Origin of the sequence: Micromonospora sp. CPCC 206060 (assembly GCF_036906895.1) — a bacterium.
GTDB lineage: Bacteria > Actinomycetota > Actinomycetes > Mycobacteriales > Micromonosporaceae > Micromonospora.
Genome location: NZ_JBAKHU010000022.1, coordinates 11,987 through 37,496, shown reverse-complemented (window position 1 = coordinate 37,496; position 25,510 = coordinate 11,987). Strand labels below are relative to the sequence as shown.

The 25,510-nt window shown below is 71.8% G+C and carries 28 protein-coding genes; 22 read left to right on the top strand and 6 right to left on the bottom strand.

All coding sequences use genetic code 11. The features are described 5' to 3' along the window. Window positions 1-105 precede the first annotated feature (105 nt). From V6U90_RS16105 to V6U90_RS16020, 18 genes are all read left to right on the top strand, one after another. On the top strand, window positions 106-1,794 hold the full coding sequence (locus tag V6U90_RS16105; RefSeq protein ID WP_334436550.1) for a major capsid protein: 1,689 nt from the start codon (window positions 106-108) through the stop codon (window positions 1,792-1,794). A 61-nt stretch (window positions 1,795-1,855) separates the two neighbouring features. Beyond that, a complete protein-coding gene (locus V6U90_RS16100) occupies window positions 1,856-2,683 on the top strand; it encodes a hypothetical protein (RefSeq protein WP_334436547.1) in 828 nt (275 codons plus the stop codon). An 8-nt stretch (window positions 2,684-2,691) separates the two neighbouring features. Then, window positions 2,692-3,018, top strand: coding sequence for a hypothetical protein (locus tag V6U90_RS16095; protein WP_334436544.1), 327 nt, complete (start codon window positions 2,692-2,694; stop codon window positions 3,016-3,018). Between the two features lie 182 nt (window positions 3,019-3,200). Next, entirely contained in the window at window positions 3,201-3,527 is a 327-nt protein-coding gene (locus V6U90_RS16090) for a hypothetical protein (protein WP_334436541.1), read from the top strand. A 133-nt stretch (window positions 3,528-3,660) separates the two neighbouring features. Continuing rightward, the gene (locus V6U90_RS16085; protein ID WP_334436538.1) at window positions 3,661-4,662 is read left to right on the top strand and encodes an N-6 DNA methylase; all 1,002 of its coding nucleotides are present in this window, start codon (window positions 3,661-3,663) and stop codon (window positions 4,660-4,662) included. Window positions 4,663-4,776: 114 nt separating this feature from the next. Further along, window positions 4,777-5,310: a hypothetical protein gene (locus V6U90_RS16080; protein WP_334436535.1), complete on the top strand. Its 534-nt coding sequence runs from the start codon at window positions 4,777-4,779 to the stop codon at window positions 5,308-5,310. 145 nt (window positions 5,311-5,455) lie between these two features. Continuing rightward, window positions 5,456-5,968, top strand: a complete 513-nt coding sequence (locus V6U90_RS16075; RefSeq protein WP_334436532.1) for a hypothetical protein — start codon at window positions 5,456-5,458, stop codon at window positions 5,966-5,968. Then, window positions 5,965-6,465, top strand: a complete 501-nt coding sequence (locus V6U90_RS16070; protein WP_334436530.1) for a hypothetical protein — start codon at window positions 5,965-5,967, stop codon at window positions 6,463-6,465. Before V6U90_RS16075 ends, V6U90_RS16070 begins: the two co-directional genes overlap by 4 nt. Further along, the gene (locus V6U90_RS16065; protein ID WP_334436528.1) at window positions 6,462-6,857 is read left to right on the top strand and encodes a hypothetical protein; all 396 of its coding nucleotides are present in this window, start codon (window positions 6,462-6,464) and stop codon (window positions 6,855-6,857) included. The genes V6U90_RS16070 and V6U90_RS16065 overlap by 4 nt, the downstream gene beginning before the upstream one ends. Then, window positions 6,854-7,138, top strand: a complete 285-nt coding sequence (locus V6U90_RS16060; protein ID WP_334436526.1) for a hypothetical protein — start codon at window positions 6,854-6,856, stop codon at window positions 7,136-7,138. Before V6U90_RS16065 ends, V6U90_RS16060 begins: the two co-directional genes overlap by 4 nt. A 67-nt stretch (window positions 7,139-7,205) precedes the next feature. Then, window positions 7,206-7,592: a hypothetical protein gene (locus V6U90_RS16055; RefSeq protein ID WP_334436524.1), complete on the top strand. Its 387-nt coding sequence runs from the start codon at window positions 7,206-7,208 to the stop codon at window positions 7,590-7,592. 127 nt (window positions 7,593-7,719) lie between these two features. After that, window positions 7,720-8,658: a PKD domain-containing protein gene (locus V6U90_RS16050; RefSeq protein ID WP_334436522.1), complete on the top strand. Its 939-nt coding sequence runs from the start codon at window positions 7,720-7,722 to the stop codon at window positions 8,656-8,658. Between the two features lie 14 nt (window positions 8,659-8,672). Continuing rightward, a complete protein-coding gene (locus V6U90_RS16045; protein ID WP_334436520.1) occupies window positions 8,673-9,440 on the top strand; it encodes a hypothetical protein in 768 nt (255 codons plus the stop codon). Then, complete coding sequence (locus V6U90_RS16040) at window positions 9,437-9,988, top strand: hypothetical protein (protein WP_334436518.1); 552 nt, start codon at window positions 9,437-9,439, stop codon at window positions 9,986-9,988. Before V6U90_RS16045 ends, V6U90_RS16040 begins: the two co-directional genes overlap by 4 nt. Beyond that, a complete protein-coding gene (locus V6U90_RS16035; protein ID WP_334436516.1) occupies window positions 9,981-10,283 on the top strand; it encodes a hypothetical protein in 303 nt (100 codons plus the stop codon). Before V6U90_RS16040 ends, V6U90_RS16035 begins: the two co-directional genes overlap by 8 nt. Next, on the top strand, window positions 10,283-10,714 hold the full coding sequence (locus V6U90_RS16030) for a hypothetical protein (protein WP_334436512.1): 432 nt from the start codon (window positions 10,283-10,285) through the stop codon (window positions 10,712-10,714). Before V6U90_RS16035 ends, V6U90_RS16030 begins: the two co-directional genes overlap by 1 nt. 12 nt (window positions 10,715-10,726) lie before the next feature. After that, on the top strand, window positions 10,727-11,077 hold the full coding sequence (locus V6U90_RS16025) for a hypothetical protein (RefSeq protein WP_334436510.1): 351 nt from the start codon (window positions 10,727-10,729) through the stop codon (window positions 11,075-11,077). A 38-nt stretch (window positions 11,078-11,115) separates the two neighbouring features. Next, a complete protein-coding gene (locus V6U90_RS16020; protein ID WP_334436508.1) occupies window positions 11,116-11,334 on the top strand; it encodes a hypothetical protein in 219 nt (72 codons plus the stop codon). 47 nt (window positions 11,335-11,381) lie between these two features. On the opposite strand, the gene V6U90_RS16015 is transcribed toward V6U90_RS16020, so the two are convergent. From V6U90_RS16015 to V6U90_RS15990, 6 genes are all read right to left on the bottom strand, one after another. Then, a complete protein-coding gene (locus V6U90_RS16015; RefSeq protein WP_334436506.1) occupies window positions 11,382-11,666 on the bottom strand; it encodes a hypothetical protein in 285 nt (94 codons plus the stop codon). Then, the gene (locus V6U90_RS16010) at window positions 11,663-12,049 is read right to left on the bottom strand and encodes a hypothetical protein (RefSeq protein WP_334436504.1); all 387 of its coding nucleotides are present in this window, start codon (window positions 12,047-12,049) and stop codon (window positions 11,663-11,665) included. Before V6U90_RS16010 ends, V6U90_RS16015 begins: the two co-directional genes overlap by 4 nt. 10 nt (window positions 12,050-12,059) lie before the next feature. Then, window positions 12,060-12,908, bottom strand: coding sequence for a peptidoglycan recognition protein family protein (locus V6U90_RS16005; RefSeq protein WP_334436501.1), 849 nt, complete (start codon window positions 12,906-12,908; stop codon window positions 12,060-12,062). Between the two features lie 409 nt (window positions 12,909-13,317). Further along, entirely contained in the window at window positions 13,318-14,073 is a 756-nt protein-coding gene (locus tag V6U90_RS16000; protein WP_334436499.1) for a hypothetical protein, read from the bottom strand. 764 nt (window positions 14,074-14,837) lie between these two features. Continuing rightward, window positions 14,838-15,044: a DUF397 domain-containing protein gene (locus tag V6U90_RS15995; protein WP_334436497.1), complete on the bottom strand. Its 207-nt coding sequence runs from the start codon at window positions 15,042-15,044 to the stop codon at window positions 14,838-14,840. 14 nt (window positions 15,045-15,058) lie between these two features. After that, window positions 15,059-15,928, bottom strand: a complete 870-nt coding sequence (locus tag V6U90_RS15990; protein ID WP_334436495.1) for a helix-turn-helix domain-containing protein — start codon at window positions 15,926-15,928, stop codon at window positions 15,059-15,061. A gap of 274 nt (window positions 15,929-16,202) precedes the next feature. On the opposite strand from V6U90_RS15990, the gene V6U90_RS15985 reads away from it, so the two are divergent. From V6U90_RS15985 to V6U90_RS15970, 4 genes are read left to right on the top strand one after another with little or no spacing between them, the layout of a single operon-like run. Continuing rightward, window positions 16,203-19,025 (top strand): hypothetical protein, encoded by a 2,823-nt coding sequence (locus tag V6U90_RS15985; RefSeq protein WP_334436492.1) that lies wholly within the window; start codon window positions 16,203-16,205, stop codon window positions 19,023-19,025. After that, complete coding sequence (locus V6U90_RS15980; protein WP_334436489.1) at window positions 19,026-23,231, top strand: hypothetical protein; 4,206 nt, start codon at window positions 19,026-19,028, stop codon at window positions 23,229-23,231. Further along, window positions 23,209-24,297: a hypothetical protein gene (locus tag V6U90_RS15975; protein ID WP_334436486.1), complete on the top strand. Its 1,089-nt coding sequence runs from the start codon at window positions 23,209-23,211 to the stop codon at window positions 24,295-24,297. Before V6U90_RS15980 ends, V6U90_RS15975 begins: the two co-directional genes overlap by 23 nt. Further along, window positions 24,294-25,202 carry a glycine-rich domain-containing protein gene (locus tag V6U90_RS15970; protein WP_334436484.1) on the top strand — a complete coding sequence of 303 codons (909 nt, stop codon included), beginning with the start codon at window positions 24,294-24,296 and terminating at the stop codon, window positions 25,200-25,202. Before V6U90_RS15975 ends, V6U90_RS15970 begins: the two co-directional genes overlap by 4 nt. Window positions 25,203-25,510: the final 308 nt, after the last annotated feature.

Below are 25,510 nucleotides of genomic sequence, written 5' to 3'. Positions count from 1 at the left end.
CGGGTGCGCTCGTAGCGGCTCTGCCGGGCTACGCTGTCAGGCGAACACCGATGCTGGCTGCGGGCCGGTCGGGGATGAGACCCCTACCGTGCTGAGGAGCCGACGGTGGAATTTGAGATCCCGGCGAGCCTGGACGGGCTCGACCTCGACGCCCTCTCCGACCTGGAGACTGCTGCTGTTGCGGCGTTCGACGCCCTGCGGGATGACCCTGCGTTGGACGCGGCCGGGCTGGCCCGACTGCGGGAGCTGGCGACGTTCGTCCAGTCGGTGCGCACGCAGCAGGCCCAGATCGAGCAGGCCGCGCTGCAGGTGGCCTCGGAGTTGAACGACCTCGACGCGACCGTGCACGGCACGCCGGAGGATTGCGACGGTGACAGCGCCGCCGGCGCGGACGACGAGGGTGACGAGAGCGACGGGGGCGCGTCAGAGAGAGATTCGGCCGAGGACGTGGCCGCAGGGCAGCCGACAGCGGTGGTCGCGTCGCTCGCGCGGAGAGCCGCTCGTCGGCAGCCGAAGCCAAAGGTGAGCATCGGCGGCACGTCGGCGGTTATCAAGGCAGCCGCCGACGTGCCGAACGTGCCGCACGGACACGTGTTCGGCTCGGTGACCGAGGTGGCGGCGGCGTTCGACGACAAGTTCGCCGGCTTCCCGCGGGGGGTGGGGGTCGCGACGCGCATCAAGCAGAACGTCGCGCGGGTGGAACTGCCAGTCGACCAGGCGCTTGTCGCGGGGGACAGGGGTCTCACCGACATGGAGCTGGTGGAGCGTGCCGCGTCGGAGTCGCGACTGTCGGGCGGCAACCTCGTCGCTGCGGGCGGCTGGGGTGCTCCGTCGGAGACGCTGTGGGAGCTGTGCGAGGGCCTGGAGACGACCGAGGGCCTGCTCGACCTTCCGGGCATCACGATCCCGCGTGGCGGCGGTATCAAGGTTCCGGCCAATCTCGACTTCCGTGACCTGTACTCGGGTGTCGGTTTCGCGCACAGCGAAGCCGACAGCATCGCGGGGACTGACAAGCCCTCGTATCGGGTGCCGACGGTGAACTGGGTCGAGACGCGCCTTGAGGTGGACGGGGTGCAGATCGAGCAGGACATCGTGCAGAACGCGATCTGGCCGGAGCTCACCCGGGACGTGGTCCGCCGGGCCATGACCGCCCACGAGCACAAGATCAACGCGCGGTTGATCCAGCGCATGGCCACCGCCCCGGCGCAGTCCACGGCCTTCACCCTCACGTTGGGCGGCGACGTCGACGGCGACGAGACCACGACCGCCCTGCTCGGCGCGCTGTCCCTCGCGGCGACCGACTACCGGTACCGGTACCGGATGGCCCGCCGGGCGCTCCTCGAGTGCGTGGCCCCGCTGTGGCTGCTCGACTGGGTTCGGGCGGACATGGCCCGCCGGGCGGGGGTGAACTACTTCGACGTGTCCGACGAGCAGATCGCGGCCTGGTTCTCCCGACGGCACCTGCGGGTGCAGTGGGTCTACGACTGGCAGGACGGATACGTCGACGCGGGCGGCGCCGGGTTCGGCGGGACGACCGCCCCGGGGCAGTGGCCGGAGTCCGCCGACTTCCTGATCTACGCGCCCGGCACGTGGGTGAAGGGCACGAAGCCGATCATCGACCTTTCGGCGGTCTACGACAGCATGAAGCTGAAGGACAACGAGTACATCGCGCTGTTCACCGAGCAGGCGACGCTGCTGCTGAAGCGCTGCTACGTGTCCTACAAGGTCACGGTGCCGCTGTGCCCGACCGGTGTCACCGGGTCGACGGTCGCGCTCGGATGCGCGGCGGCCTGATCCCGCCCGGTCGCCGGGGCCGCGCCCGCGCGGCGCGGCCCCTGCCCGAAGGAGGTGACGGGTGACTCAGCCCTTGGTCTACGTCGACGCGCCCGGCGTGACGCCCTACCGGTACGGTCTGTTCTCGGCGGCGGCCGTGGTGGATCCGGCCGACCAGCGCGAGTTCCAGGCGGGTGTGGAGTGGGAGCCGCTGTGTGCCGACGCGCCCGCGCCGACGAACGCGGCGGCGGCGTCGGATCCGGCGCGTACGCCGATGGCCCTACCCGATGGGGTCGGCAGCGTGCAGGCTGGCGTGATCCGGTTGTACGCCGGGCTGACCGGGCGGTCGGTGGCCCGGCCGGACCTGCTCGACCGCGGCCGGCGCGCCCTCGGCCTGGTCGAGCAGCAGTCGCTGGAGCACTACGTCTGGACCGGTGGGGCCGAGAACACGCCGTACCTTGCGGCACCCGACACGCCGGTGCTGGGCGGGTCGGACACGACGCCGGTTGCCCTGGAGACGGGCCTCGGTCTCCTGGAGGCGCACATCGCTGACCGCACCGGTGTGCTCGGTGTGGTGTGGGCGCCACGATGGACGGCCGGGTGGTTCGTGGGCAAGTCGCTGACCCGGCTGGAGAACCCGCGGTTGGTGGCCCCGCTGGGGAACCCAATCGTGTTCGCGCAGACGTCCGGCGTCGGCCCGGATCAGGCAGTGCCCGGGGCGGACGAGGCCTGGCTGTATGCGACCGGGCCGGTGATGGTGCGGCGGTCGGCGGTGTTTCTGCCGAGGTTGCCGGAGGCCCTGGACCGTACGGACAACGAGGTGTTCGCCGTCGCGGAGCGGTTCTACTCGGTGGGGTGGAGCTGCGCGGCGGCGGCCGTCAAGGTCAAGCTGCCGGGCGCCCCGGCATAGGAGGAGAGATGGCCCCGCTGATCTACCCGAACGACCGGGCGGACGCGAAGGAGGTCGCGCGGCAGCTGCTGGCGGCGGCCGGCGCGCGGAGCGACGAGATCCGAACGACCACGGACGGCCCGCTGGGGGTGGCGTTCGAGGTGCCGGACGACCTGGCCCAGCAGGTGCTGAACGGCGAGCGGACCGTGGTCGAGACGAGCGGGCCGGACGGTGCCGGCCTGGTGAGCACGTCGGCTGACGCCGGGGCCGACGTGTCCGAGGCGGACGCCGAGACGGAGGGAGCCTCCCAGCTGCCGTCGAAGGCGTCGCGGTCGCGTTCTTCGCGGAGTCGCTGACCGTCGCCCCGCGCTTCGGACTCGCGCCGCCCCTGCTGGCTCCTTCCCCGAGCCAGCAGGGGCGGCGTTTCTGTGTGACTCGCTCCACAGCTAGGGGTGTACATAAAACATGTACGGGGGTCTGTCATTCGCATACAATGAATATGTACAGCAGGCGATCTCAATACGGGAAGGGGTAGGACATGGAGAGCCGGGTCAACGAGCTGCTCGCCGAGTTCAACGTGGCGACCGAGGGTGCCGACCGGGGCGGGATGGTCGCCCGGCTGGCCGCATGGGTGGCCGAGGCCGAGCGGGAGCTGGAGCGGCACACCGCCGAGCTCACCGAGGCGACCCGGGGCGCGCTGGCTGCCGCGAAGGCGGGTGACCTGCGGACCTCGGTGCGCGGTGACCTGCTGGCCGCCGTGAGCGGCAAGGCGGCGGCGGTTGACGCGGCGCTGATGAAGGTGGCCGAGCGCCGGGGGGCCCTGGCGTTCGTCGCCGAGAACGCGAAGAGCAGCCGGACGAGCTGAGCAGTCCGGGGTGCGCCGGCCCAAGCTGCGGCCGGCGCACCCCGGGACCAAGCGCCCCCGTAGCCCAGTGGCTGCGGGGGCGTCGCCATTCCCGTCGGCGGAGAGCCGGCGGCAGTTCACGTGGAGGACGAAGATGACGACGACGGTGTGGCGTCGCGCGAGGGCCGTGCCGAGCGACCCGAAGGAGCACGCGCGGTCGATCGCGGAGGCGGCCGACGAGGCGTGGCACGGCCGGTACGGCGGATCGCGGATCGAGGTGCCGATCTCGGTGGTGGCCGCCCTCGCCCTGGTGGCCCGGGAGGCACCCGACGGCGAGCGCCTGGCGGTCCTGGAGGAGACGGTGCTACGGCTCGACGACGAGGGCTTCGCGGCGCTGGTGTCGCGGCTGTGGCAGGAATGGTCGCTCGTCCGGCCGGACCTGCTGCCTCGGACGAAGCACCTCTGGTCGTGGATCGACGAGGAGCCGGACCAGACGCTCCGGCGGGCGGTGCTGGCCGTGGGACAGGCGGTGCTGCGGCGCGGGCTGTTCGGGCGGTACGGCCCGGACGCCTGGGGTGAGGCCGACCTGCTGGGGATGCTGCTCCAGACCATGAAGTCGCGCGGCGCGGTGCGCGGCGTCGGGCAGTACCTGACGCCGGAGAGCGTGACGATGCTGATGGGACGCATCCTGGCCCCGGAGCCGGGCGCGAGGATCCTGGAGCCGTGCGCGGGCACGGGGACCCAGCTCCTCGGCGCGGCGCAGGCGATGCGCGCGAACGGTCACGACCCGACCGAGTGTGAGTGGTGGGCCAACGACATCGACCCGCTGGCGGCGGCCTGCTGCGCGGTGAACATGCACCTGTGGGGGCTGGGCTGGCGGGTGGTCGTCGGCTGCGGTGACGGGCTGCTGAACAGGTGGATGGGCGAGGCCCTGGAGCAGCGCCAGGCGGCGATCGACGAGGTGGCGCGGTTGTGGCAGGTCGCGCGGCAGATCGCGGCTGCGCGTCACGTTCTGGGACTGCCGCGCCAGGAGGACCCGCTGGAGCGGCACATGCGCAAGGCTGCGCCGAAGCCGCCCCCTCCGCCGCCGCCCGCGCCGCCCGCCTCGTCCACGTTCGACGCCGAGGCGGTCTACCGGCAGGCGCGGCTGTTCTAGCCGTGTGACCTGCTACATAGCCTGAGGCGTACATAAAAACTGTACGCGGGTAGGCTCAAAGCCTACAATGAATATGTACAGCAAGTTGCCCTGTCTCACGTGGAGGTGTGGAAGGTGCTCGGAGAGTTCAGGCCCGGCCAGGTCGTCCTAGCCGACATCGAAGGTGGCCGCGAGAGTGTGCGGGTCGTCGAGCTGTGGCCGCAGTCGGCCTGGTCGCCGACCGACCGGCTGTACGTCGAGGCCCTCGACCAAAGCGCGCGAGCGGTGATCGACGTCGCCCTGGTGCAGGGTCCCTGCTCCGGCTTCGTGAGCTGCCGGACGGAGGACGGCGAGTGCGTGCACTGCGGGGAGCAGCACGACGACCCGCACGCGATGGGGTGCCCGCACCTGGCGCACGAGTTCTTCGCCGACGAGTGCGACGTCCGGCTCGACAGCGAGGACGCGCTGCGGGAGGCGTACGACGTGCAGGTGGAGGTGCGGTCGGTCGACGGCCGAGCCGCCGGCCGGGCGGTGCTGACGACGCTCCAGCGGCACGGGTTCGAACTGGTCCGGCCGGTGGCGGGCGTGTGGCGCAAGGAGGCCCACGGTCCGGCGACGTTCGTTGGCGCGGTCGGCCCGGTCGACGCCGAGGTGGTCGAGCGCGCCTAGTGGCTGCGTGGACGGGGCTGGTCGGCCGACCGGCCCCGGTGCGGAGTCCCTAGTCGGCTCTAGTTGTACGGTCACTATTGACGACAGTGCCCGTACAGCTGCAAGGTATCTGTTCGAGCAAGACCCAGTTCACGTGGAGGTAAACGTGGGTCTACGCGCACTCGTCGGCATCGAAAGAGCCGGCGGTACGTACGAAGCGCGGCACGTCCAGTACGACGGCTGCCCGACCGTGATGGTCCCGGCGCTGAGCACGCTGGTGCACGACCGCGCCGACCGCGACCCGCTGGCGGCGGTCGCCCATCTCCTGTCGTCCGACTGGAGGTACATGCACGTGCTGCCGGGCGGTGAACTCGTCGGCGAGCCGATGGACACGAGCGGCGGCCCCGAGATCGGCAGGCTCGACGACCCGGCCGGCGACCGGGAGTGGGCCTACCTGATCGGCGGCCATCGGCTGCACGTCTACATCGGGATGTTCCCGGAGGAGGGGTCGAAGCGCTGGTGGCCGTGGGCCTGCTGGTCGCTGCGGGAGCTGCCGGTCCTGCCGGTCGACGAGGTCCTGGCGGTGCAGAGGAACGGGTACGCCACCCAGTGGCAGGCCAGCCAGTTCCGCACGTACATGAGTGCGGTTCGGGACGCGCTCCGAGAGGAGATGCGGTGAAGGCGCTGGTGGGGAAGTTCGCCCCGGACGGAAGGTCGTACATGGCCCGCCCGGTCGACCTGGAGGGCCAGCCGAGCTGGACCCTCGGACAGCTGCGGCTGATGTGGCAGCGGAAGTTCCTGCGGGACACCTTCCGGATGGTGGAGGAGCTGCTGCACCGGGACTGGTCGTTCCTGGCCAACTCCCAGTGGCCCAGCGAGGTCGCCGCCGGGAGCATGGCCGATTGGGCCTTCCTCAGCGGTATGGGTCGAGCCTGGCCGATCGGCCAGGCCGGGATGACCCACTTCGGGGACCTGCCCGCCGAGCGACCGACCGAGGCGGCCTGGGCGTACCTGTGGGAGTACGGCCTGGAGGCGCTGCATGTCTACGCCTCGCACGGGGGCCGGTGGAACCACCTGGCGACGTTGGGAACGGACGTGTGGATCGGCCTCGACGAGCAGCTGGTCCTCGACATCGAGTCGCGGTACGGCTGGCTGGAGAAGGGAACGGTGGCATGAGCAGGGCGGGAACTGCAAGCCGGCAGGGCTTCCCCATTCAGGCGGAGCGGTTGGAGCGGGGCGACCGGATCCTGCTGTTCGGTGCCGTGGTGAACGTGCTGGGACGTCAGGAGGCGTACGACTTCCCGAACACGGTGGTCCTGCTGATCCAGCGGGCGCCGGACGGTCGGCCGACGTCGACGCTTGTGCCGAAGGACATGCTGCTGCTCGGGCTGTCGATCCGCCGCACGTGGGTGCTCCGGTGCGCCCGGTGCGAGTGGCCGACGCTGCTGACGGTCGACCTCGCGGACGGCACGCCGGAAAGGGGCATCTGCGGGTCCTGCCACGCGGAGGCGAACGTCGACGGCGAGCAGGTCTCGCCGGCACCGATGCGACGGGGGTGGAGGCCGTGAACGAGGAGATGGCCAAGGCGTTCCTCGGGACCGACCAGGACCGGGACGCGTTCGTCAACCGGGAGACGCTGCGGCACGCGGTCGCGCGGGCCATCTTCTGCCGGTACAGCGGCAAGGTGCTCGACGTCCGTACGGCGGTGCTGGTCGAGGCATCCAAGGGTGAGCGCCGGAGCATGGAGGTGCTCGACGGGGCTGACTGGGACAGCGTGAAGGACGCGGCGCTCGCCAAGTTCGCCGAGCTGGGCTGGATGGTCGAGGTGATCGACGGCCGGACGTTGTAACCCGACATCCCGGCCAGGGCTGGCCGTGCGGGGCTGCACCCACCGGGTGCAGCCCCGTTCACTATGGATGGAAGATGCAGCCGCCGACGACCTTCGAGAGCAACGTGGCCGGCGGGAACGCGCGGTCACGATCCGGCCGGACCGGATCGAGTGGAGCCAGCCGGGACGCACGAAGGTGACGAACGTGCTCCTCGTGGTCCTCACGGTCTACGGGATCGGCCTGACGCTGCTGGCCCCGGCGTGTCGTCCCCGGTTCAAGGAGCAGGGCCGGCAGGTCCTCGCCATGCGGGCCGTGCAGTCGGTGGCCAGCCGGCGCGACGGGCTCTACACCGCGGTGTCGGTGGTGGCCGGGGCGTCGACGATCGACTTCCGGGTGCCCCACGGCAGCGCGGAGAGCATCGAGGCGCTGATCCGAGACCTCATGCTCGGAACCCACCCGAGCGCGCAGCGGTAGCCTGCCGCGAGGGGGCCGTCGAGGGCGCTGTGTCCCACCCGGGGCCAGCGCCCTCTCGGCTACGCTGGCGGGGTATTCGCCGCTGGCTGCGGGCCGGGCATGGAGCTCTCCTGTTGAGGATGTGCCGATGTCCGCAGTGTGCGACACCCCCGTCAAGGGGAAGATGCTCCGGGCCACGAAGCTCGGAGCGTGCGGTGACCCGATCCTGGGCGCCGGTGGCTGGCCGGTCCACGTCACTTCCAAGGGCTTCGTCTCCGTGGAGTACGCGGCCGAGGTCGACGACGGCGAGGAGATCGACCAGAAGGACGCCAACGGCGACAGCCTCGTCTACGAGCCGGCCAGGCGGCGCATCAAGCTGTACAACGTCACGGTGACCTGCGGGCGGGTCGACCCCGAGCTGTACACGCTGTTCACCGGGCAGCCGGTCGTCCTGGACGAGGACGGCAGCGCGACGGGCCTGCGGGTCACCAGCAAGGTGAACCTCGACTCGGCGGTGGCTCTGGAGTTGTGGTCGGGCACCGCGCAGAAGAAGTGCGGCACGGTGGCCAGACCCCGGTACGGGTACTTCCTGCTGCCCCAGCTCATCGACGGCATGATCGGGGACTTCACGGTCGAGAACGGGGCCGCGACCTTCACCCTGACCGGGAAGGCGATCGAGAACCCGGCGTGGGAGACCGGCCCGTACGACGTGTACCTCCGGTCGACGGGCGTCGCGCCACTGATGGACCCGATGGGCGACGCCGACCTGCTGCACATGGACTGGACGTACCTGCCGCCCCCACCGCCGACGTGCGGGCTGACCCCGCGGCCGCCGGACGGCGCTCTGGCCGCCGATGCAACGGACGCGACGGACATGACCGCCGAGTTCACGGCGGCGTACGTGCCGGCTGGGCCGCCGCCGCACGCGTACACCGTGGACTGGGGCGACGGGGCATCGTCGGCTGGCCCGGCCGAGACGGAATCGGTCAGCCACCAGTATGCGACCGCCGGGACGTACCTCATCACTGTCGCCGACACGGTCACGGGCGCGCAGCGCTTCAAGTCGTTCGTGGCACCGGCCGCGTAGCCGTGACGCAGCCGGTGAGGACCGGCCCATGCGACTGGACGCTCGACACGGCCGGCTGCAAGGGCTGGGACGGTCTCGACGAGGCGATCCGTGCGGTGGCCGCCACGACGGTCACCGAGGTGCTGTGGGCGCTGTCGGGCCGCCGGTTCGGGCTGTGCGAGTCCACGGTCCGGCCGTGCCGGCGGGACGACCCGGACGCCTGGCGGTGGGGGGAGCCGTGGCTGACGCTGCCGTTCGGCAGTGTGGTGACCACTTTCTGCGGGTGCGCGGGGTGGGCCTGTCGGTGCATCCCGCCCCGGTGCGAACTCGCCCTGCCGGGGCCGGTGCACGAGGTTTCCAGGGTGCGCGTCGACGGCCAGGAGGTGCCGGCCGGCGCCTACGTGGTGCAGGACCACCGGTGGCTGGTCCGGGTTGACGGCGATTGCTGGCCGATGCGGCAGGACCTGACGGCCGCCGACGACCAGCCGGGCGCGTGGGCGGTGACGTACCGGCGCGGCGTGCCGGTACCGAAGGGCGGGCAGCTCGCCGCCGGCCAGTACGCCTGCGAGGTGGCGAAGGCGCTGGCCAACGACAACACGTGCCGACTGCCCCGGCGGGTGCAGTCGTTGGTCCGCCAAGGCGTGCAGCAGACGTTCGCCGATCCGGCGCAGCTCGCCAGGGACGGCATGACCGGGCTGCCCGAGGTCGACCAGTGGCTGCGGGTGGTGAACCCGTACCGGCTGCCCCGCGACTCGGTGGTGTGGTCGCCGGACCTGGATCGAGGGAGAAGGAGAACATCGTGACCCAGCCAGCGGGGCCCGTCGACGACGTGGCGTGGCCAGTCGCAGTGCGTCTGCGGGAGCTTGCCGGTGCGGCCCTCGACGGGGCGCTCGGTGGGACGCCGGCGGTGTGCGCGGTGGTCCCGGGACGGGACGTGGCGATCGACTCGTGCTGCGACGGGCAGGCGTGGGTGCGGATCGTGCGGACGTACCCGGTGCTACCTGGAGAGTTCCCGAACGGTCGAGGCACGCCGCTCGACGGTGGAGGCGACCCGGGAGCCTTCTGGGCGGTGGAGCTGGGCGTGGGCACGGCAAGGTGCGCGCCGAGCCCGGACGACGCGGGGAACCCGCCGACGGCGACCGAACTCGAGCGCGCGGCAGCGGAGCTGGCCGACGACGCGGGCCGAATCCGCCGGTCGGTCCTGTGCGAGCTGGTCAAGGAGCCGGCCGCCGAGGCGGTGTTCATCGGTGAGCAGTCCAGCGTCGGCCCCTCCGGTGGCTGCGTCGGCCAGGAGGCGCTGGTGACGGTGATGACCAACGTGTGCGTGTGCGGGGAGGCCGGCGGTGCGTGACGGTCAGAAGGTCACGGTGAAGGCGCTGACGGCGATGCCGGGCGTAGCCGACGGCGAGGTGCTGCACGTCGAGTGGGGCCTCAGGCTGGCGACGCTCGTTGACGCCGGCCGGTACCAGGTGCTGGAGGACGGCGGCGGCGACCGGGCGGACGCCGTCGTCGGCGCGGCCGGCGACGGAGAGCAGCCGGGCACCGCGGCGACCGTCGATCCGGTGACGCAGGTGGGTGCGCCTGCCGGCGACGACGAGCAGCCGGCCGGCGCCACGGCCCGGCCACGTCGGACGAGGTCGCGTTGATGGCGCTCGTCGTCCGGCCGCGCGTCGACCTGTTCGCGGGCGAGATGCGGAGGATGCTGACTGGCCCGGTGGGGCCGGTGCTGCGGTTCGTGCGCAGCGCCGCCCGGCAGGTGCGAACCCGCGCGGTGCTCAAGTGCCCGGTCGATACCGGGCGGCTGAGGGCGGCGCACCGGGAAGAGGTCGGCGTCCGTGCCGGCCAGGTGTACGGGTTCGTGATCAACGACGTCGAGTACGCGGCGGCAGTGCATGACGGCACCGGGCCGCACCAGATTCGGCCCCGGCGGCCGGGTGGGGTGCTGCGGTTCGAGAAGGGCGGGGAGGTGGTCTTCACGTCGTACGTGAACCACCCGGGCACCCGGGCGCAGCCGTGGCTGCGGGAGGCGATGGAAGAGGCGGCAGTCCCGGCGGGGTTCCGGGTCGTCCGCTCCTAGGGAGGGAAGCAGATGAAGGAGTTTACGACCAGCGCGAAGGTGGCGCAGCAGCCCGACGGGGCCCGGAAGCTGCCGGATGTGCCGTTCAAGCTGGACGGCGTGGAGATGGTGTGCCGGGCTCCGAAGGACGCGCAGCTGGCGTACCTGATGGCGGCGGGGTCGGCCGGCCGTACGGAGGCGGACCAGGTGGCGGCGGTGCTCGACTTCTTCGAGCAGACGCTGGAGCCGGGCAGCCTGGCAGTCTTCAAGCGCCGGCTGCTGAGCACGAACGACAGCTTCGAGTTCAGTGACGCGATGGCGATCTTCCAGCACGTGTGCGAGGAGTGGTCGGCGCGCCCTACTGGGTCGGGCAGCGGCTTCTGACCCTGGCGGTCAAACGCTGGCCCGAGTTCCATGGTGCGATGCTGCTGCGCACCGGCCGCGAGCCACTGGATCTGCCGCTGCCGTCGCTGCTGGACGTGATCTACGCCTGGTGGGTGGAGGGCGGCAGCGAGAAGGACGTGGCGAAGTTTCGGCAGGCACTGGAGGCCCCGCCGACGGAGGCGGAGCTGGAAGGCCGCGAGGAATGGTCGGACGCGGAGACGGAGGAGTCGTTCTCCCGGGCGATCGGCGGCAGATAGCAGAGGAGGGCGACCCCGCCAGGGGCCGCCCTCCTCGTCGTGGGGGATCAGTGGAAGGTCGTGCCCCGCAGCGTCCCGGGAGTCTGCTGTTCGTCGGCCGGCGCGGAGGCGAGCCACGGCACGAACTGCCGGAGGAAGTCGTCGACGCCGGGCAGGGCCATCACCCTGGTGACCGCGCCGGCCACGACGACGGCCTGGGCGACGAGCGGCACGCCGTCGACGCCAGCGGTGACGGCGACGGTCGGCAGCAGGGACAGCGCGGCGACGGTGCCCGCGAAGATCGTGCGTACGGTTGCCCGCCACGGGTGCCGGGTCTGGGTCGTTGGGGTCACGGCGTACCTCCGAGTTTGCGGACTTGGTCCTTGAGCTTGGCGTTCTCGACGAGGAGCGCGTCTCGCTCCACGGCGACGTCCTTGCGGCTGTGCAGCTCGGCGCGTAGGTGCGCCACCTCGCCCTTGGTCGAGGCCAGCTCCTCTCGGAGCTGGCCGATGCTGACGTTCGCGGCGGCGAGCTGCGTCTCGGCCATCTGGAGCTTGGACTCGGCACCGGCAAGCTGTGCGTCCATGCGGACGAGCAGCCGTTCGGCGATCTGGGTGCCGTAGTCGGCGAGGGTGGCGCGTTCCTTGCGGCGGTTGATCAGCCAGGTGAGCAGACGGTCGATGACGATGCCCGCGACCGACCCGCCGCCGATGAGCGCGAGGATCTCGGGCCCCATCGTGCCGCCCCTACCGGACGGGGTTGCGGTAGGCGGCGTTCCACGTGTTGACGCCCAGTAGGCCGTCGTGGGCGAGGCCCTGGTCTTTCTGGAACGCCTCGATGAGGCTGCGGTACTCGGGGCCGTAGATGCCGTCGTTGCCGTGCTGGCGGAGCCAGGTGCGGCCCTTGCCGATCGACCAGCCGCGTCGGCCGAGCTGGGTGGCCCACTCCTGGATCCACGCCCGGTCGGTGCGGCCCTTGAAGTAACGCTCGTGCAGCCCAGAGACGGAGTAGTCCGGGCCGGACGCCGGGCCGAAGTACCAGCCGGCCGGCAGCGGGAACGTGATGGGAGTGCCGGGGGCCGGCCGGCCCGTGGGCGGCTTCGGGGCGGCGGGGGTGGAGCCGACGATGGGCAGGCCCGCCTTCAGCCAGGAGTAGATCTCGTCTCCGGGGCAGGCGGTGGCACCGCGGTCCCGGTGCCCGAGGATGGCGAGCCGCCGGCCGGCGCGGCGGTTGGCCTCCTCGTAGAGCCAGCGGAAGGAACGGCGGGCGGCGTCGGAGACGTCCTGGCGACCCACCTTGTCGAGGCCGATGATGCAGATGCCGACGTTGGGCGTGTTGTGGTTGGCGCAGTGCGCGCCGATGACGGTCCAACCGCGGCCTTCGTAGATGGCGCCGTTGATGGAGTTGATGAGGAAGTTGTAGCCCACGTCGCTCCAGTCGCGGACGTCCATGTGGAAGTCCTGGATCTGGCGTGGCGTCTGGGTGGCGCTGGCCCCCGAGTAGTGCCCCATGACTCCGGTCCGGCTGGACCAGGGAACTGTGGAGCGGGAGCGCGGCGGGCGGGCCCCCCACTCGGCGCGGCTGATGATGTCCACTGGTGACCTCCCGGCAGCGTGACGCGGCTGTCGGGGGCGGACGAGTCTACGGTAGCGGTACCGGCGGCGGGTCGTGGTCCGGGTGGCGGGCGCGTCGCCGTGACTGTCGGGGACGACGCGCCCACCCGGAAGCCGACATGCCCTCGACGGACGGTCAGACATGCCTGCTCGGTCAGTTTGGGCGGGCGCGCCGTCTGTCGTGGGGGACAACGCGCCCGCCCGGGGGAGTGGGCGCGCCGTCGACGTCGACGCGCCCACTCCGGGCAGCAGGCCCGCTGCCGCAACCACCCCCACCACCAGGGGTGCCAGCGGACCTGCTCTTCGCGCCACCGAGACCACGGGAGGAATCTCGGGTGCGCGGGTTGGGCCCGCCGGCCGCGCTCCGCGGGAAGCGCGACCGGCGGGGGTCTCAGGTTGCCCAGACGCAGGAGATGTCGTCGGTGGTGGCACCCACGACCACCCTGGCGATCAGGGTCTCAAGGACCGACTGCCGGTAAGGGGGCAGGATGTCGCTGATGGTCGCCCGCCGCTCGGCGGCGGTCCAGATCACGGATTCGGCAGCCTCGGCCCGGACGTGTCCCTGGCGGCAGTCCCGGACGCACCGGTAGGTGCGGACCGGCACGGCGGCGTCGATGCCGCCGATGACCTGCTGCGTCGTGATGACCGTGCAGAGCATCCGCAGGTCGCAGCTCGCGCACCAGATAAGCGCGCGTAGCAGGTAGGGGTCGCTGCTGGCGCGCATCCTCGACCGGATGGGCAGCGGCGGGCGGCCGGGCTGGATGGTGCTGCCCCGGTTGGCTGGGGGGCGGGCAGACGCACCCCCTGCCCGCCCCCCAGGCAGGGCCGGCCGGACGGCGTCGGCCACTGACGCGTCGTCCGTCGGGTATGCCGGCTCCTGGGCCGCCCGGGAACCCGCGTCCGGGGCGGCTGGTGCGAGTGGCCGCTCGCGCGGGGACTGAGGCCCGAGGTACGCGGCCGTGATCGTGGCAGGGTTGACGCCCGCCGCCTCGATCACTCGTGAAGCGTTGTAGCGGGCGCGGCAGCCCGGATGCCCGCCTGAGCAGGTCTCCATCGGGCCGGGCTGGTGCCCACGGTAGAGCTGGGCGGCGCTCGTGAAGATGCGGCTGGCGGGGAGGTCGGATGTCGCCTCGGTGGGCCTGGTCATCGCGCTGCTCCTGCCGATCGTGCCTGCTGGGCGGTGGTGGTCGTCAGCGCGGCGAGGTTCCAGTCGATGACCGTCGGCCGGTTCCACGGCGGCTGAGCGCCGGTCGCCGACCCTCCACCAGTGGACTGGTCGGGCAACGGGGCGTCGGGTGCCTCCTTGGTGGTGCTCGGTGCCGGGAGGGTTCCCGGCACCGAGCACCGGGACGTGCAGGGCGCGCAGCCAGTCCATCCGTTGCCGCAGATGGGCTGGCGACGGATGCGCGCCCAAGGGCGGAGGTACCGCGCTACCGCGCGCCCTAGCCCCGCTTTCTCCGCCTGTTCCGTCGCACAGCGGTGCGCGCCAGGCGTTCCCGTCCCCGTCGCTCCATGCCAGCAGCAGGAGTGGGCGGCGAAGCTGATGAACGGCGCGCGCAGCAGCGTGGGGCTGCTGGCTGCCTGGTCCTCGCCGGTCCGCTGGGCGGGCACTACCGCCGGCCGTCTCTTGCGGTGCATGTCCGGGGTCGAGGTGGTGCCCACGGTCGGGCTCGCCGCTACGGGCCGAGCATTGCCGAAGTGGACCATGACTGCTCCCAGAGGTTCCGTTTGACGGGGTGCCAATCTCCGCACTGTGCCGTGCTGGCACCGTGCTGACTGGCACGGTGCTAGCTTGGCACGGAGCCGGTCGATGTCACAAGGGGCATGGGCGATTTGACTGGCTGTGTTCGCTGTAGACGGCGCGAGGGGCCGGCACCGTGCGGTGCCGACCCCTCGGTGGAGCTGGGTGGATCAGGACAGGTCGAACGTGCGGGCCTTCGCGCCTGCGATGAAGGCGGTCCACCCTGCGCGGGTGAACGTGAGAGCCGGCCCCGCCTGGTCCTTACTGTCCCGGACGCGCATCACGCTGCCGTCAACGGCATCGGACACCTCGACGCAGTTCTGGCCGCCGTCGGACCGGGTGGACTTCCGCCAGCGGCGGAATGTGGGATCGCTCATGGTGGACTCCTGGGTCAGGCGTCGGCGGCCACCTTGTCGGCCGCCTTCTGGATGAGGTCCGCGCTGTCCTCGGGGGACAGCGCGGCGTCGCGCAGCTGGTCGAACAGTCGCGCGTACCGCTGCGCCTCCTCGGCCTCGGTGACCAGCAGGTCGGCAGTCACGGTGTCGACGGCGACGAGCGTGAGGTCCTCGGGGTCGGGGTAGGCGTACAGGGCGAACGGCGAGCGTGGCACGTATCCGCGCCCGAGCCGGGCGTCAACCGGCAGGACGCGGACTCGCACGTTCGACCTGGTCGTGGCCAGATCGAGCAGGTGGAGCAGCTGCTCCCGCATGACGGCGGGCGGCACGGGTGGCCGCTCGATCGCCTGCGGTTCCAGCACGACGTCGTACTCCGACCCGTCCGGGCCGGAAATCTGCTGCTGCCGGCGGAGTCGGCCGGCGACGGTGCCGTTGAGGTTGAAGTCCGCGCCGTCGTCGAGTGCGACCTGGCCTCGGTGGCGGGCGTACGCCTCGGTCTGCACCAGGCCCGGCAGCATGCTGGTCTGGTACTCGCGGATCAGCCGGGCGCCGCACTCGATGTCGGCGGTGCGGGCCTGCCGTTCTCCCATGCCGGCGAACTCGGAGCCGGTCCACCAGCCTTTGGCCAGGCCATCGCGGGCGACGCGCTGGAGGTTGCGGTATCGCTCGTCGCCTTCTGGCAGGAGGACGTCGAGGAGGCGGAGAACGGTGTCGAGCGGTCGGCGTTCGCCGTTCTCGACCTTGGAGACGGCGGTGCGGTCCAGCCCGGCCTCTCGGCCGAGCTGCGCGCCGGTCAGGCCGGCGGCGTCGCGCAGCTCGCGGATCGAGTTGCCGAGCCGGAGACGGCGGGCGAGGGGACTGATCAAGACTGCCTGCACCTCCGAGCGTTGGCACTGTGCCAGGCTGGCACCTACCTGAGCTGAGGGTACGCGGGCGCGGCGACGGGCGGTATGCGCGAGGGCTACCGGTGGTCGTGGAGGCGTCGCTAGGCTGTGTGGAGATCCGGCGCGGGACGGGTCGGGCTCTGGATGAGCGAACGCGAAGGGCTCCGGTTGCGTCACCGGGGCCCTTCGTCTTGCCGTAGTCATATGCGGTCGCAATCGCTGACTGTAACCCCCCAGCCTGGCCTACGCTGTGAGCGTGTCGCTGGGTCGTGCCTACATCGAGATCGTCGGCGACGTGCGGAAGTTCGCGCCGGATCTCCGGGCCGGGCTGACCAAGGCGTTCAAGATCGCCTCGATCGGCGCGGTCGCCACCAGCGCGACCGGCCCGCTCGTCGGGCTGGCCGCTTCGCTGTCGCAGGTCGCGGGCGCTGGTTTCGCCATCCCGGGGGCCGTCGCCGTCAGCCAGGCCGCCCTCGGCGCGCTGCGTGTCGCCACCTCCGGCCTCGGCGACGCCTTCAAGGCTGCGGCCGAAGGAGACGTCCAGAAGTTCGAGGAGGCGCTGAAGGAGCTGTCGCCCGAAGCACAGCGGGTGGCCCGGGAGTTCCTCGCGGTCCAGCCGGCCATCGACCGGGTGCGGACCGCCACCCAGGACGCCTTCGCGGCCCCGCTCGTCGGTCAGATCAAGCAGACCGCAGGGGTTCTCGCGGGTCCATTGCGCGCCGGCCTGGCCGGCATCGCCGCCGAGTACGGCAACGCGGCCCGGCGTGCCTTGGAGTTCGCCCGCGAGGCCCGGACCGTGCAGGTTCTCGGGCAGGTGCTCGACACCGCGAAGGTGTCCGTCGGCGGTCTGTCCGTTGCGGTCGGTCCGCTGCTGGCCGGGTTCCGTGACCTGGCTGCCGTCTCCCTCCCGATGCTCGGCGAGCTGTCGGGCGTCGCCGGCACGCTGGGCGCGAAGTTCGGTGGCTGGTTGTCGGCGATGGCCGCCAGCGGGCAGGCCGCAGCCGCGCTCGACACGGCCCTCGGTGTGCTGAGCCAGCTCGGCCAGATTGCCGGCAACGTGGGCGCGATCCTGGGCACTGTCTTCGCTGCGGCGAACGCTGAGGCTGGTACGGGCGGGTTGCTCGGCACCCTGGTCACGGCCACCGCCGCGCTGAGGGAATTTCTGTCCTCCGCCGAGGGCGGTGCCGCGCTGGAAGGGCTCTTCGCCACCCTCGGCACCCTCGCCAGTGGCCTCTCGCCGGTCCTGATGACTCTGCTCGGCGTGATCGGGAACTCGCTGGTCCCAGCCCTCATGCCGATCGCGCAGGCCATCATTCCGGCGTTGCAGTCCGTTGCGACGGCCCTCGGACCGGCGATCTCCGTACTGGGAGCCGCCCTCGGCCCCGTCATCGGCACGCTGTCCGCCGGGATCCAGGCCCTGGCCCCGTCGCTGGGCCCGATCGCCCAGGTCATCGCCTCCATCGCGCTTGCCCTCGCGCCGCTGCTGCCGGTGGTCGGCCAACTCGTCACCACGCTGATCGGTCCACTGGCCACCGCCCTGAGCGCCCTGGGGCCGCTGATCGCCCCGCTCGTGTCCGCGCTCGGGCCGGTGCTGCTCCAGATCGGGCAGACCCTCTCCGCGGTCCTCGCTCCGGTCGCCGGCCTGCTGGCCGAGCTGTTCACGCAGCTTGGCCCGCCGCTGGGCCAGGTGGTGACCGCGCTGGGCGGCGCGCTGAGCCCCATCCTCAGCGCCATCGGCCCGCTCGTCGTCGGCCTCGTCCAGGCCCTCCTGCCGCTGGTGCCGACGATCGTGTCGCTGCTGCCACCCCTGGTCGAGATCGTCGTCGCCCTGACACCACTGATCCAGCTTGCCGCCCAGCTCGCCGCCGTGGTGGTCCAGTTGGCCGCGCCGCTGATCAAGGTGGTCGCGTTGCTGGCGCAGTTCCTCGTCACGGCGGCTGTCGCACCCCTCGTCTCGGCGATCGCCAGCGCCCTGACCTGGCTGCTGTCCCCGCTGACCGGCGTAGCCGAGTGGCTGGGCAAGGTCGCCGGTTGGCTCTCCGCGATTGACTGGGCGGGCGTGGGCGCCGCGATCGGTGGGGCGTTCTCCTCGGCCTGGAACGCCGTGGTGAGCTTCTTCTCCTCGGTGGGCACCTGGTTCGCCGAGCTGCCGGGGAAGGTCGGCGAGTTCCTGGCCAGCCTGCCGTCGATGCTGTGGAATCTGTTCACGTCGGCCTTCGGCCTGGCGCTCCAGGCGATCGGTGTCGGTATCGGCCTCGTCATCTTCGCGGTGACCCAGCTGCCGGGGCTGATCCTGGCGGGCATCGCTGCCCTGCCCGGCCTGCTGGCCGGGCTGTTCTCCAGCGCGTGGGCGACCGTCAGCAGCCTGACCAGCCAGGGAGTCAGCGCCGTGCTGTCCTTCGTGACCGCGCTGCCCGGCCGGATCATGTCGGCGCTGCAAGCCCTGCCGGGCCTCCTCGGGGGCGCGCTGAGCAGCGCGTGGAAGGCGGCCAGGGACGCGGCGGTCAGCGGCGCGAACTCCGTGGTCTCGTTCGTGTCCAGCGTGCCCGGGAAGATCGCCAACCTGGCCAGCCGGTTCGTCTCCGCCGGTAAGAGCCTGATCGATGGGTTCATGCGCGGCTTCAAGAACGTCGGCAGCTTCATCGGCGACGTCGCCGGGTCGATCACCTCCGCCCTGACCGGCTTCATCAACCAGGTCATCCGGAAGATCAACAGCGGCATCGCGTCGATCGACTCGAAGCTGCCGGGCGGCCTGCCCCGTATCCCGCTGCTCGCCAACGGCGCGATCCTGCGCCGGCCGACGCTGTTCGTCGGCGGCGAGGCCGGCGACGAAGTGGTGGTGCCGTTGACCCGACCCCGACGCGCCCGGGAGCTGGCCGAGCAGTCCGGGCTGATGCGACTGCTCGGCGGGGGAGAAGGCGGCGGATCGATCGTCTTCGGCCGAGACGCGATCCGCGTGACCTTCGAGGGCGTCCTGCCGACCAGGCAGGAAGCGCTGGACACCGGCCGGGCGGTCGGTGAAGGCGTACTGGACACCCTGGCCCGGCGAGCCGTGGCCACGACCGTGAGGACGATCTGAGTGGGCGAGTACAACCCGGACCGGCCATACGTGATGGGGATGCAGTGGCCGCCGCTGGTGGCCGATGCGGTGCAGTTCGACACCGGCAGCGAGGTGGGGTACACCTTCCGGGCCCGGGACATCTACCCGCCCGGCGGAGGGCTGACGCGGGTCCGGTTGGCGGTGGCCGAGCCGCCACCCGGCGCGCCGAGCCGCAAGGAGCTGCTGGTCAACCTGTACCCGGCCGCTGCAGTGGCCGGCACCGGCCCGATCCGGAAGCTGACCATTGCGTGCACCTCGGGAGAGCTACTGAGCGGCGCGGCGCTCGCCGGCGGCGCGGCCCAGCCCAGCGAGGCGGTGCAGAACCCGTCCGACCTGCGGCACGTCGCCCTCACCGGGGCGAACGCGGCCGCCCGCTTCTGGTTCGACACCAACTCGGCCCGGACGCACGCCGCGTTGGACGACCGGCGGATCCTCGACGTCACCGTGCTGTACGTGATGTCCGGCCCGTTCACCGACCTGGCCCCGGCCGTGACGCTTGGCCTGGAGCGCCCCTCGGCTGGCGTGAACTGGCAGATGGACCAGACGCTGACCGGGCCGGCCGTCCACAACGGGACGACCGTGATGGGCCGCTCGCGGCTGGGAGAGCTGAATCCGTGGTGGGACACCACCGCGTCGCCGACGACGCAGAAGGGCCGTGTGCCGTGGCGGGCGCGGACCGTCGCCGGCACCGTCGCCGGCCTCACCGCCTTGTCCGCCTCCGGCGGGACGAACATCAACGTCCGACTCCAGAACAGCTCGTCGGCGGAGGCCGGCATGGTGTTCCAGGTGCACTACCTCGCCCTGGAGGTGACATACGGGGTGGAGAACCGGGTCGGTGCCGGCGGCATCGACATCTCCGGCGGAGCGACCTACGCCACCGGCTACTACTACGAGATCCCGATGGCGAACGCGGTGACCTTCAACGGTGGCGTCGAGCTGCCGCGCGGACGGGAGTACGCGCTGACGGTCGGGCAGGCGTACGGCGGGCAACTGTCGGTGGCGTCGCCGGTGCCGGTGCGAGCTGACCGTCTCGCCTCGATCGAGCCGTTCCCGACCCACCGGGGCGTGCTGCTCCGCAAGACGCTCCACGAGGGGTCGACGCCCACCGTGGAGACGGTCGCGGAGATGCCGTCGATCGTCGCCCTCACGGCCGGCGGCGTGCCGGAGCTGGCCTGCCATCCGTACGTGGCCCAGGCGGTCGCCACCGTCGACGACCGTCTGGCGCCCGGCGACACCACCCAGCAGATCCGCGACGACGTACAGGCCGAGTTTGTGTGGGCCCGCTTCTACGCCCGGCACCTACCCGGCGCCACCGACCCGCTGGAGGTCTTCCAGGTCAACCCGCTGAACACGAACGAGCGGCTCGGGCCGGGCGGCCAGATCACGGTCGAAGAGTTCGATGCCCTGCCCGATCTCGCCAGCGGGTGGCGGGAGGTCACCGTACGGCTGGAGCCGCCCCTACTGTCGGACGGACTCGCCGGCACCCTGTGGTGGGCCTTCTCCAGCTCATCGGGCAGCGATGCTCCCTGGCAGGTGCTCGGCGCGGACGCCAACCCGGCCTCGCAGAGCCCGGCAAGCCTGTCGGACGTCGCCGGGTACGGCGGCAGCGCGCTGTTCGCCACGTACGACGGCCAAGCCGACGAGCACGCGGATCTCACTCTGGCCTTGGTTCAGGAGATGGACGCGGTAACGGGTCTCGCCGTCACGCCGGCGGTGCAGGAGCTGGCGCCGGTCGACGAGCACTGCGGTCGGTCGGCCGGCCGCATCCCCGACGGCATTCGCTACCACCGGCTGTCGTGGAGCGCCATCAACTCGCCCGTGGTCGGCGGCTGGGGCTACTACGAGGTGCAGCGCCAGGACGACACGATGGCCGTCGACGAGTGGGAGACGATCGCCAAGGTCGTCACGCCGGCTGTCACCGCGGTGGACGACTACGAGGCCCGGGTGGGCGTCGAGTCGCGGTACCGCATCAGGATGATGCACCGGATCGGCATCGCGGGCCAGTGGTCGGAGCCGGTGGCGGCGACGATCGCTGCTCCCGGCGTGACGGGCGTCAACGGTGCCACCGGTCTGCTGATCCTGACCAGCAACCACCACCCGGCCGGGAACCTGGCCTACCTGCTGAACTGGGATCGCCAGGCCGTCGAGGACTTCACGTTTCCCGAGGCGGAGCAGGTCGAGCTGCAGGAGATGTTCGGGCAGGACTACCGCACGGCGTTCCGACCGCTGGAGCGCGGTGGGGTCGAGTTCACCCGGTCGGTGCTGGTGAACGCCGCCGCCGTTCCGCCGGCCACCCTTGACAACGGGTTCCGCGACCTGCGGGACCTGGCGTGGGACACGACGCCGTACGTGTGCGTGCGGGATGAGCTGAACAACCGGTGGCTGTCGACGTTGTTGGTGCCGTCGGCGTCGGTGAAACGCCGCAAGCGGGGCCAGCTGCACATCGCCCAGGTGACGGTCGTGGAGGTGACGGCCACGCCGGCTCCGCTGGCCGGCGGGCCGGCTCCCTGCGAGGGGCTCCGCGCCGAGGGCGCCGCCGCGTCGGTGACCGCGAGCACGCCGACGCCGGCCGCAGCCCTGGCACCGCGGGTGTTCTCCGACTACTTCGACGACCGGACGGTGCCCGCCGGCATGGGGCCGGGCTGGACGATCCTGAACGGAGCCGCAGACGACTTCTCGGTGGCGCCGGAGAGCGCGACGATCCAGCTCGGCCGGCCGCTGAACGCGAACCCCACCTTCGACGTGAGCAGCAGCAGCTGGACCGCGGCCGGCGGCACCTTCGCGCGGGACGTCACCCAGGCCCGCAGGGGCCCGGCATCCGGGCTGCTGACGCCGAGCGGGTCGGCGGCCACCGTGCGGGCGGAGACGTTCCAGGCCCTCGACATCGAACCCAACGGCCCCCAGTACCGGGCGGCGGCGTGGGTGTACTGCGCGGTCAGCCGGACCGTGCAGATCGGCATCAACTGGTACGACGGCTCGGGCGCGTTCCTGTCGACGTCGACCGCGTCGGCGGTGTCGGTGGGGGTGAGCACGTGGACCCGCCTGGAGCACGCCGCAACCGCCCCGGCGGCGGCCGTCCGGGCGACGCTCTTCGTGCAGATGACCGGCACGCCGCCGGCCGGGCACAAGCTGTGGATCGACGACGCGGTGCTGAGCCTGCTCGACAGCCGCCGGGCCGTGGTGGGTCCCGGCTGGGAGGACGTCGACGTACGGGCCCGGTTCCGGTTCAGCGCCGTCGCGGTCGGACAGCCCCTCAACGCGTACGTGCTCGCCCGGCACGTGAACAGCTCCAACTACTACCGGGCCCGCCTGGCCGCCGGCACGACCGGCCGGCTGGCGGTCTCGTTGCAGGCTGTGGCCGGTGGCGTAGCGACCGACCTGACGCCGCTGACGGACGTGCGGACCCCGAGCGGCGACTACGTCACCTACGCACCCGGATTGTGGTACTGGCTGCGAGTGCAGGTCCGCGACGGCGCGGTCCGGGCTGCGGTCTGGCCGGTCGGTCAGCAAATGTGGCGCTGGGAGGTCTCGGCGTCGGACACCTCCGTGACGGGCGCCGGCCAGGTCGGTGTACGCGCCGTACTGGCGGCCGGCAACACGAACGACGACCCGACGGTGGAAGTGTCCGAGCTGCTGGTCGACGAGCCGCCCGGAAACAACCTGGACGTGCGCCTGGAGCTGCGGCCGACCGGAGCGGACTGGTCCGTGGACCTCGCGCACCTCTCGGACGGGCCGGGCGGTCAGCCCTCGTCGGGGTGGCGGCTGACGTCGGGTGTCGTGTCGACCTGCTTCGACCTGTTCGGGGGCGGGGGCATCACGGCGTGCGAGGACACGTCGGTCGTAGTGGTGCGCAACCAGCGGCGCTGGATCCGGGCGATCTACGACAACGCCTGGTCGGGCGGTGAGGGAGCGGTGGCCTGGTACGTCTCGGAGGACGGTGCGACGTGGGTGGGCGTCGGCTCCGGGACCGGACCGGCGGAGCCGCCCACCGTGGACCCGGGCCGACTGGCTCTGGTCCTGACCGGTGAGGTGACGGTGGTGCGGGCCGAGGTGCGACAGGGCATCGACGGGCCCCTCATGGCGGCCCCCGATTTCGGGAGCCAGCCGGCCGGCACGACGAGCTTCACCGACAGCGCGGGCAACCTGTGGGAGGTGGACGGCCGTGGCATCTGCGGGCTCGCATGACCTGCTGGACCTGCCCCCGTACATGGGCCAGCGGTCGGCGTCGTACCGGTTCGACCTCGTGGACGGCCGGACCGGAGTCGCCAGGGGCACTCTGAGGCCGCTGCGGGACTCCGCCCCGAGCCTGAGCCACGACAGCACGTCGACGATCCCCCGGCGGCTGTCCGGGGTCACGCTGGGCGTGGCGGACGCTTCTCGGATCCGGCCGCTGACGGACCGGATCGCCGTGGCGATGGTCCTCGGCGACGTGGCGAGGAGCACCTTCCCGCTGGGGCGGTACATGGTCGCCGACGCCGCCGAGCTCGTCACGAGCGCGGGGTCGACGGCCCCGCTGACGCTGTTCGACGAGATGTTCCTCGTCGACCAGGAGATGGACACCGGCTTCGACGCTGGCGGCCAGCTCGTCGACCAGGCGGTGGCCCGGCTCGTCGACGGGCTGCCGATCGGCGAGCTGCACCTGGACGCGACCGAGTACACCTCGGTGGGGGCCTGGTCGCCAGGCACGTCGCGGGCGTCAGCACTGCGGGACCTGGCCACGTCGGGCGGTTACCTCGCGCCGTGGTTCGACCACCGCGGCCGGCTGAGGCTGCGGCGCACCTTCGACCCGGGGGCGCAGCGGGCAACGGTCGACCTGGACGCCTCCCGCAGGGTCGTCCGGGGGTCCATCTCACGGGTGTCAGGACTGCTGACCGCGCCGAACAGGTTCGTGGTGGTCAGCAACGACCCCGGCTCGGGAGCGGAGCCAGTCGTGGGCACGTACGACGTGCCGGCGTCGGCGCCGCACTCGATCGCCCAGCGGGGATACGTGGTGCCGAGGACGTTCGATGCGCAGGTGCCGTCGCAGGCGCAGGCGACGGTGTACGCGCGGACGTTGGGACTCCAGCAGACGGTCTACGAGTCGGTGGAGCTGAGCACCCCGGCCGACCCTCGGCACGACGGCTGGGCTGTCGTCCGCTGGGACGGGGCCCGGTGGCTGGAGACCGGATGGACGATGCCGCTGGTGCCCGGCGGGTTGATGCGGCACACCCTGCGGCGGGCGTACCCGGAGACGGACGGTGAGGTGGCGTGAGCGGGATTGACGGGCTGCCGGTGAAGGCGATCGCCGAAGCGGTGCTTCAGCGGGCGCTGAGCATGGGCCTGACGTGGAGACTCCGGCCGGCGACGGTGGTCAGCGTTGCCGGCGACGGGACGGTGCGGGTACTGCACGACGGCGACAACGTGCCGATCCGGGTCGTGTCGATGGTCGGCCCGGTCGCGGTCCGGGCCCGGGTGATGGTGCTGGCGACCCCGCCGGCGGGCAACCACATCGTCGGGTGGGCCGGCACGCCGGCACATGGCGGGCCGCCGGGCCCGCTGGCGCAGACCTTCACCGAGGCCGGCACGTTCATCGTGCCGGCCGGAGCGCGGTGGGTCCGCGCGTACGGGGTCGGCGGCGGTGGTGGCGGCGGCGGGGTGACCGGAGCCGCCAGCTCGGACGGCGCGGCCGGCGGTGGTGGTGGCGGCGGCTACTGCGAGAGCCTGTTCAGGGCCACGGACCTGCCGGCCGAGGTGGAGGTGGCGGTCGGTGCGGCTGGTGCCGGCGGGGCGTTCGGCAACGGGATCGCGGGCGGGTCGTCGAGCTTCGGCGGGTTGTGGACGGCCGGCGGTGGTTCGCCGGGCGTGGCGGTGACCGCGAACACGACGAGCACCAGCGGCGGGCGTGGTCTCGGCGGTACCGCGACGGGAGGGAACGTGCTGAACTCGCCCGGTGGGTCTGGAGGGCCGGGCCGAACTCTCGACCGCCAGCACCTGTTCACTGCGTACGGCGGCCACTCGCTACTGGGTGCCGGCGCACCGCCGCCTGTGACCACTGGCAATGCGGGGCCGAGCGCCGACGGTTACGGCGGTGGTGGGGCCGGCGCGATCGCCTCGGCGACGTCCCGCCAGGGCGGCAGCGGCCGAGTCGGCATCGTGATCGTCGAGGTGACCTACTAGCCGACCCGTACGTAGAAACAGCGCAGCCCCGGACCGTGAGGTTCGGGGCTGCGCTGCGTTCACGTGGAGACACCAGCATAGCTGCCGGTGGCGACGCTGGGCAAAGCAGACGCCAGCCGTACATACAATATTGACGTCGGGGGCCTGGTCGTATACAATGTCTCTGTACACCTTGCCGACCCTGTGCGGAGGAGTGAATGAGAGAAGCCCTGATAAAGCTGGTGCGAATGCTGCTGTGCAGCGAGTCGTGTGCCGCCCGGGTGGCGGCCTGATCGTCCCCGGCGGGTGCCGTACATTGACCTTGTATG